The sequence below is a fragment of the Pseudorhodobacter sp. W20_MBD10_FR17 genome (assembly GCF_052119765.1).
In the GTDB taxonomy this organism is placed as follows: Bacteria; Pseudomonadota; Alphaproteobacteria; order Rhodobacterales; family Rhodobacteraceae; genus Pseudorhodobacter.
The window spans coordinates 1-5,533 of record NZ_JBGQOQ010000076.1 but is presented as its reverse complement, the minus strand read 5'-3'; the positions used below and the strand labels follow the sequence as shown (position 1 = coordinate 5,533).

Annotated in this window: 3 protein-coding genes and 2 pseudogenes; 3 read left to right on the top strand and 2 right to left on the bottom strand. The window is 53.1% G+C overall.

All coding sequences use genetic code 11. The features are described from left to right. Positions 1 to 195 precede the first annotated feature (195 nt). Entirely contained in the window at positions 196 to 1,224 is a 1,029-nt protein-coding gene (locus ACEN2J_RS20320) for an IS110 family transposase (protein ID WP_442108508.1), read from the bottom strand. 220 nt (positions 1,225 to 1,444) lie between these two features. On the opposite strand from ACEN2J_RS20320, the gene ACEN2J_RS20315 reads away from it, so the two are divergent. Further along, entirely contained in the window at positions 1,445 to 2,020 is a 576-nt protein-coding gene (locus ACEN2J_RS20315) for a hypothetical protein (RefSeq protein WP_442108506.1), read from the top strand. A gap of 860 nt (positions 2,021 to 2,880) precedes the next feature. Further along, the gene (locus ACEN2J_RS20310; RefSeq protein WP_442108504.1) at positions 2,881 to 4,521 is read left to right on the top strand and encodes an ATP-binding protein; all 1,641 of its coding nucleotides are present in this window, start codon (positions 2,881 to 2,883) and stop codon (positions 4,519 to 4,521) included. A gap of 158 nt (positions 4,522 to 4,679) precedes the next feature. Here the strand turns inward: ACEN2J_RS20310 and ACEN2J_RS20305 are convergent. Next, positions 4,680 to 5,141 (bottom strand): annotated as a pseudogene (locus ACEN2J_RS20305) (transposase); the annotation flags it as partial. Here ACEN2J_RS20305 and ACEN2J_RS20300 point away from each other — a divergent pair. Continuing rightward, a pseudogene (locus tag ACEN2J_RS20300) lies at positions 5,141 to 5,455 on the top strand (IS110 family transposase); the annotation flags it as partial. The pseudogenes ACEN2J_RS20305 and ACEN2J_RS20300 overlap by 1 nt on opposite strands. Between the last annotated feature and the right edge of the window lie 78 nt (positions 5,456 to 5,533).

The following is a 5,533-nucleotide window of genomic DNA, read 5'->3' as shown; positions in this document are numbered from 1 at the left end:
CCAGAGCGGCTGTCCTCGAAGCGATAGGCCACCATGGAGGGACCGCTCTCGCCAAAAGGTGTGTCGTCGCGGGCATACCCGCGTTCGAAGGCGCGTCGTCCGGAATAATGGTTCTCCCGATCCGATCTCTTGATCGTTTGCCCTTACGTTCCTCCGTCCTGCTCACATCCGCGGCAACACACCGGCGATTTTGACCTATGCGGTCGCCATCGCCGGATCTCTGTAATCTTCGCCCTTGCGCATCAGCGCCCAGGCAGTTCGGGCCATGCGGTTGGCCAGCGCTACGGCGACCAGCATCTTCGGCTTACGCTCCAGCATCCGCGCGAGCCATGACCCCTCGGGCGCACCTTTCCGGGCAGCCCACCGAACCACCGCAACGGGCCCGATGATCAGTAGTCTTCGGATATCGCGCTGGCCCATCTTCGACGTCCGCCCGAGCCGCTCCTTGCCGCCGCTTGAATGCTGCCTCGGCGTGAGGCCGACCCATGCCGCAAAATCGCGCCCCTTCGAGAAGGTCTCCATAGGTGGCGCAAAGGTGGTGATCGCCGCCGCGGTGATCGGGCTTACTCCCGGGATCGTGGCCAGCCGGCGCGCGGTATCGTCGACGCTCGCACGTCGGCGCAGTTCAGCATCCAGATCCGCAACCTTCCCGCTCAAAGCTGCGATCTGATCCAGAAGCAGTCGCGCCAGATCTCTCACCGTCGAAGGCAGCGCGACGTCGTCGCCGTCGATGACTGCGGCGAGGCGTCCGACATGGGCGGGACCGGTCGGCGCGACGATGCCTTGTTCGGCCAGATGAGCCCGTAGCGCGTTGATCGTCTGGGTGCGTTGCCGAACCAGTAGATCGCGGGTGCGATAGATCATCGCCGCCCCCTGTTGTTCTTCGCTCTTCACCGCTACGAACCGCATAGTTGGCCGAGACGCGGCCTCGGCAATCGCCTCCGCATCGGCCATGTCGTTCTTCTGGCGCTTCACAAATGGCTTCACGTTGGCCGGTGGGATCAGCCGGACTTCATGGCCGAGATCACCGATTACCCGGCCCCAGTGATGGGCGCTCGCGCAGGCCTCCATCGCGACCACACAAGACGGCTGCTGCATTAGAAACTTCAACAGCTGCACACGTGATAGCTTTCGGCGGAATATAACCGAGCCATCAGCTCCGGCGCCGTGTGCCTGAAATACGTTCTTGGCCAAATCCAGGCCGATGATGCTAACCTCGTTCATGGACGCTCTCCTTCGTAGCGGTGTTTCAACACCCACTACCTTGGCACATTAAATTCCGCCGGGGGGCGTCCACCCCATCGCTTACTGGAAAGCTTCAGTGGGGGTATTCTATCGGCGGATCATCTAAAGATACCTTATCAACCTAAAGAGAAATTCACTCATCGAAGGAGCAGCAGGCCCTCCGCGCCAAACAGAGTAGTGTTTGGGAAAGGGGTTAAACATGCTCAAAAAACTTGAATCACTCAGCGCCGAGATCGCAAAAGGAATATTCGGCGGTGCCACCGCTAAATATTCATCTCATACGGCAAGAATAGACGCAATTGCGCATACCTATTCCCCCCCACTTGGTCGCATAGTTGAGGTTGATTATGACGTGAGCGGCTACGCCGTTTTAGTCACGGGTTTGCCCAGTAAGCTAGCTATGCCTATTCGTTTTCTTAGAACGATAAATCTTGGTGTAAATGTCATGGCAAGTTTGGAAAATGTCATTTCGACGTTTAAGGGCGGCCGAAACATACCGTCACTCTTGGTTGTTGATATCGATTCGGTAGCTGATGAGGATTTAACATTCGACCTGATCTTCACCATACGCGAAAAGTATCCGCAATTGCCCATTATTCTAATATCAGGTGGCTTTGCCCGCGATGATATGTCGACAGAGCGCTTGGCGATTTGTGATGTTTCATTGCGAGCCCCCATCAATCGAACTTCTTTTGAAATGGGCGTAGAGGAAGCGTTCGACAATAACAGCATTTGGCAGCATCGCTTGGTTGAACTCAATCTTCGGAAGCATTAGCCGCCTTCGACACCATTTCACAGCGTGTTCAACCCCAGCATGACCGATTAAAAGGTTAAGCTCCAAGTCGAAACAGTTACCCAAAGCCTAACCAGCAAAAAACCGAGATGTCGTGGTCTATGGAGCTGTTGACATCGCATTTCGGGTAACGCTGGCATATGTTTTAATCCTCATGCTTTGACCGCACAGCAAAAAATGACCTTCCGCGCAAAAAGCGGTTTCGTATTTAACTTTTAATCCTATGACGCCCCCTGCAGTCCCCGTGTCTCACATTTGGACATAAGTTTGACTACGCGCGTCCATAAATATTGATGTTATTGGAGATAGAATTGTTCCAGATCAATTCATTGGCGAAAAAATACATTTTCGGGGCCAGCGCATTGCTGATTGGGGCCGTTGTGGTTCTCATTACTATGGCGTCTATAAACGCTGTCCGAGATGCAAGACTCTTGAGTTCGTTTTCGAAAAGCAAAACAGAATGGGCATCAGCGCAGGCAGAGTTTGCATTTGTGGCGTACAAACTGGAATTGGCACGGCTAATCCACGACCCACTGCAGGATTTACCAGTCCTTCGGGACAAATTTGAAATATTGCACAACCGCTTGGAATATATTCGGACGGCACCTTCCTTTGAAACGATGCGAACAACACCAGAACTTTCCCTAGCGTTGACAGAACTGAAGCGTTTTTCACTTGAAACGGCTACATGGATGTCTGCCGATGATCAATCTTTGACTGCCGCTTTGCCAGACCTTTTAACCTTGGCCAAAACAGCAGAACCATTCGTACGCGCATCCTCGAAGCTAGCTTTACGGTATTTCACAGAACAAGCTGATCAGACGCGATCAAAGCTCTTGTTCGTGCTCACACAAATCGTGGCGGGGATGGGCAGCCTTATTATTATTCTGTCTCTTTCCGCGCTGTATGTAGCGCGGCTGCTCCGCCAAGTTGTTCGTCACCGTCGCAAGGCGACTGAGACGAGCAACAGGTTGAATACGGTCATCCTTGCAGCGCTGGATGGGGTCATCGTGGTCGATGAGGAATGGAACATTCTAGAGTTTAACCCCGCAGCCGAACAAATTTTTGGCTACAGCGCCCAAGAGGCGATTGGTAAGCCCATCAGCGGCTTGATTGTGCCTGATCATCTCGTCGCAGAGTATGAACAGAGGATGAAACAAGCCCAAGATGGTCACGAAAAGCAGATCATTGGCAAAGGGCATGTCAAGCTGGAGGCAAAGCGCGCCGACGGGTCTTTGTTCCCCGTTGAGGTCTCGTTGCAGGCTGCGGCGACCGAAGACGGCTACCTCTATATCGCGTTTCTGCGCGACATTACTCATCGCGAGCGCGCCAAAGCCGAGTTGGCGGCCGCGCGTGACCAAGCCTTGGCTAGTGAAAAGGCAAAGACCTCGTTTCTGGCCACAATGAGCCATGAAATCCGTACGCCTTTGAATGGGCTTTTGGGTAATCTTTCCTTGTTAAACGATACACCGCTCACTGCGCAGCAAAAACGCTATACCCAGAATATAGAAACTTCGGGCAAGTTGTTAATGAGCCATATTTCCGATGTGCTGGACATCACGAAATACGATGCGGGCAAGTTTACACTGTGGCCGGTTGCTATGAGCCTTAGCATATTGTTGCAAGACATCATTGACAATCAAAGCGGTGCTGCTGTGCCCCGCGATACGGTGCTGGATTGGAAATGGATCGGCCCTCCCATTGATTGGATCAATGCCGACCGTGACCGCATTCAGCATGTTTTGATGAATGTTATCGGGAATGCTGTCAAATTCACGCATGCTGGCAAAGTAGATGTAACGCTGGAAGCGATTGGTGGCGGATCAGAAATTGAAATCAAAATCCGTGACACAGGGATCGGGATGGATAAGGCACTTCTGGCGCAGATTTTCGACGATTTTGCCACTGGTGACAGCTCTTATGGCCGTGATGTCGGAGGCACAGGCTTGGGGCTGGGGCTTGCCAAGCGCTTTGTCAAAGCGCTTGGCGGAACAATCGACGTGAAAAGCGTGCAGGGTGTTGGTAGCTTATTCTGTATCCGCTTTCCAATCACACCGATTGCGGCACCGGATGTGGCTGAGCACCGTGACACAGAAGTGCAGGACAACAATAGCCACCATATTTTGTTGGTCGAGGATAATGAGATCAACCGAGTTGTCGCGCGCGAAATGCTGCATGCGGCAGGCCACACCGTGACGGAGGCGCATAACGGGCGCGAGGCGGTTGATATAGCGCAAGAACAGTCGTTTGATTTGATTTTGATGGATATAAGCATGCCCGTCTTGGACGGACGGGCGGCGACACGTGAAATCCGAGCTGGCAAAGGGCCGTGCGCACATGTGCCAATCGTGGCCCTGACGGCGAATACCATGACGGAGGAGCTAGAAGCTTATTTGGCGGACGGCATGACGTATGTTTTGACTAAACCGCTGTCGCGTGCTGTGCTCACCCGTACCGTTGGTACTTTTGCGATTGGAATATGATTGGCACGCTTTGATAGGCTTAAACATTAGCCTAAAACCCGAAAGTGTTGATTTCTACTTGGATGTGCTGCGGTGGATCCCTCTTGTCCCCAAGGGTAGAGGTGGTCCTGCTTTTTAGGACAGGTTTGCGGTTGAGCTAAGATGTAATCGGGTTGGTGTCATGCTGCTTTTCTTATTTCCGCTTGGGTGAAGTATGCTGTGTCCGGCGTGCGCGTATCAAGGGCGGTGTGAGGGCGCTCGGAGTTGTAGAACCCGATCCAGTTATCGATGATCCGTTTGGCTTGGAACCCGTCCTGTAATTCGTGCAGATAAACGGCCTCCTGTTTGAGTGACCGCCACAGCCGTTCGATGAAGATGTTATCGAGATAACGACCTCGACCATCCATTGAGATTTTGACATCTGCCTCTGTCAAGGTGGTGATCCAGGCTGCTCCCGTGAACTGCGATCCTTGGTCCGTATTCATGATCTCGGGCTTGCCGTATTTAGCGATTGCCTCGTTCAAGGCTTCAACACAAAAACTGGCATCCAGCGTGTTCGATAACCGCCACGCCAAGACCTTGCGGGTCGCCCAATCCATGATGGCGACCAGATACAAGAACCCACGCCGCACAGGGATGTATTGTTGTTGGGGTGGATCTGGCAAAACGCATTTTCCAGCTCCACGGTGCAACTGGATCTGGTGAGCTGATTTTCCGCAAGAGGCTGACGCGAGATCAGTTTCGCTATTTCATGTCGCGTCATCCGCCGAGCTCGGTTGTTTTTGAAGCTTGTGGAAGTTCGAGCTACTGGGCACGTGAGATGCATATACTAGGCCATGAGGTGCGTTTGATTGCACCGCAGTATGTGAAGCCTTTTGTTAAACGTCAGAAGAACGACGCAACCGATGCGGAAGTGATCGTTGTTTCAGCACGGCAACCTGAGATGCGTTTTGTTTGAGCTATGCTTGAATTTGGGTGACGCGCATTCTCAGGCGGCGCGGCTTTCGGTGTCAGCGGTCACTTCGACACCGTC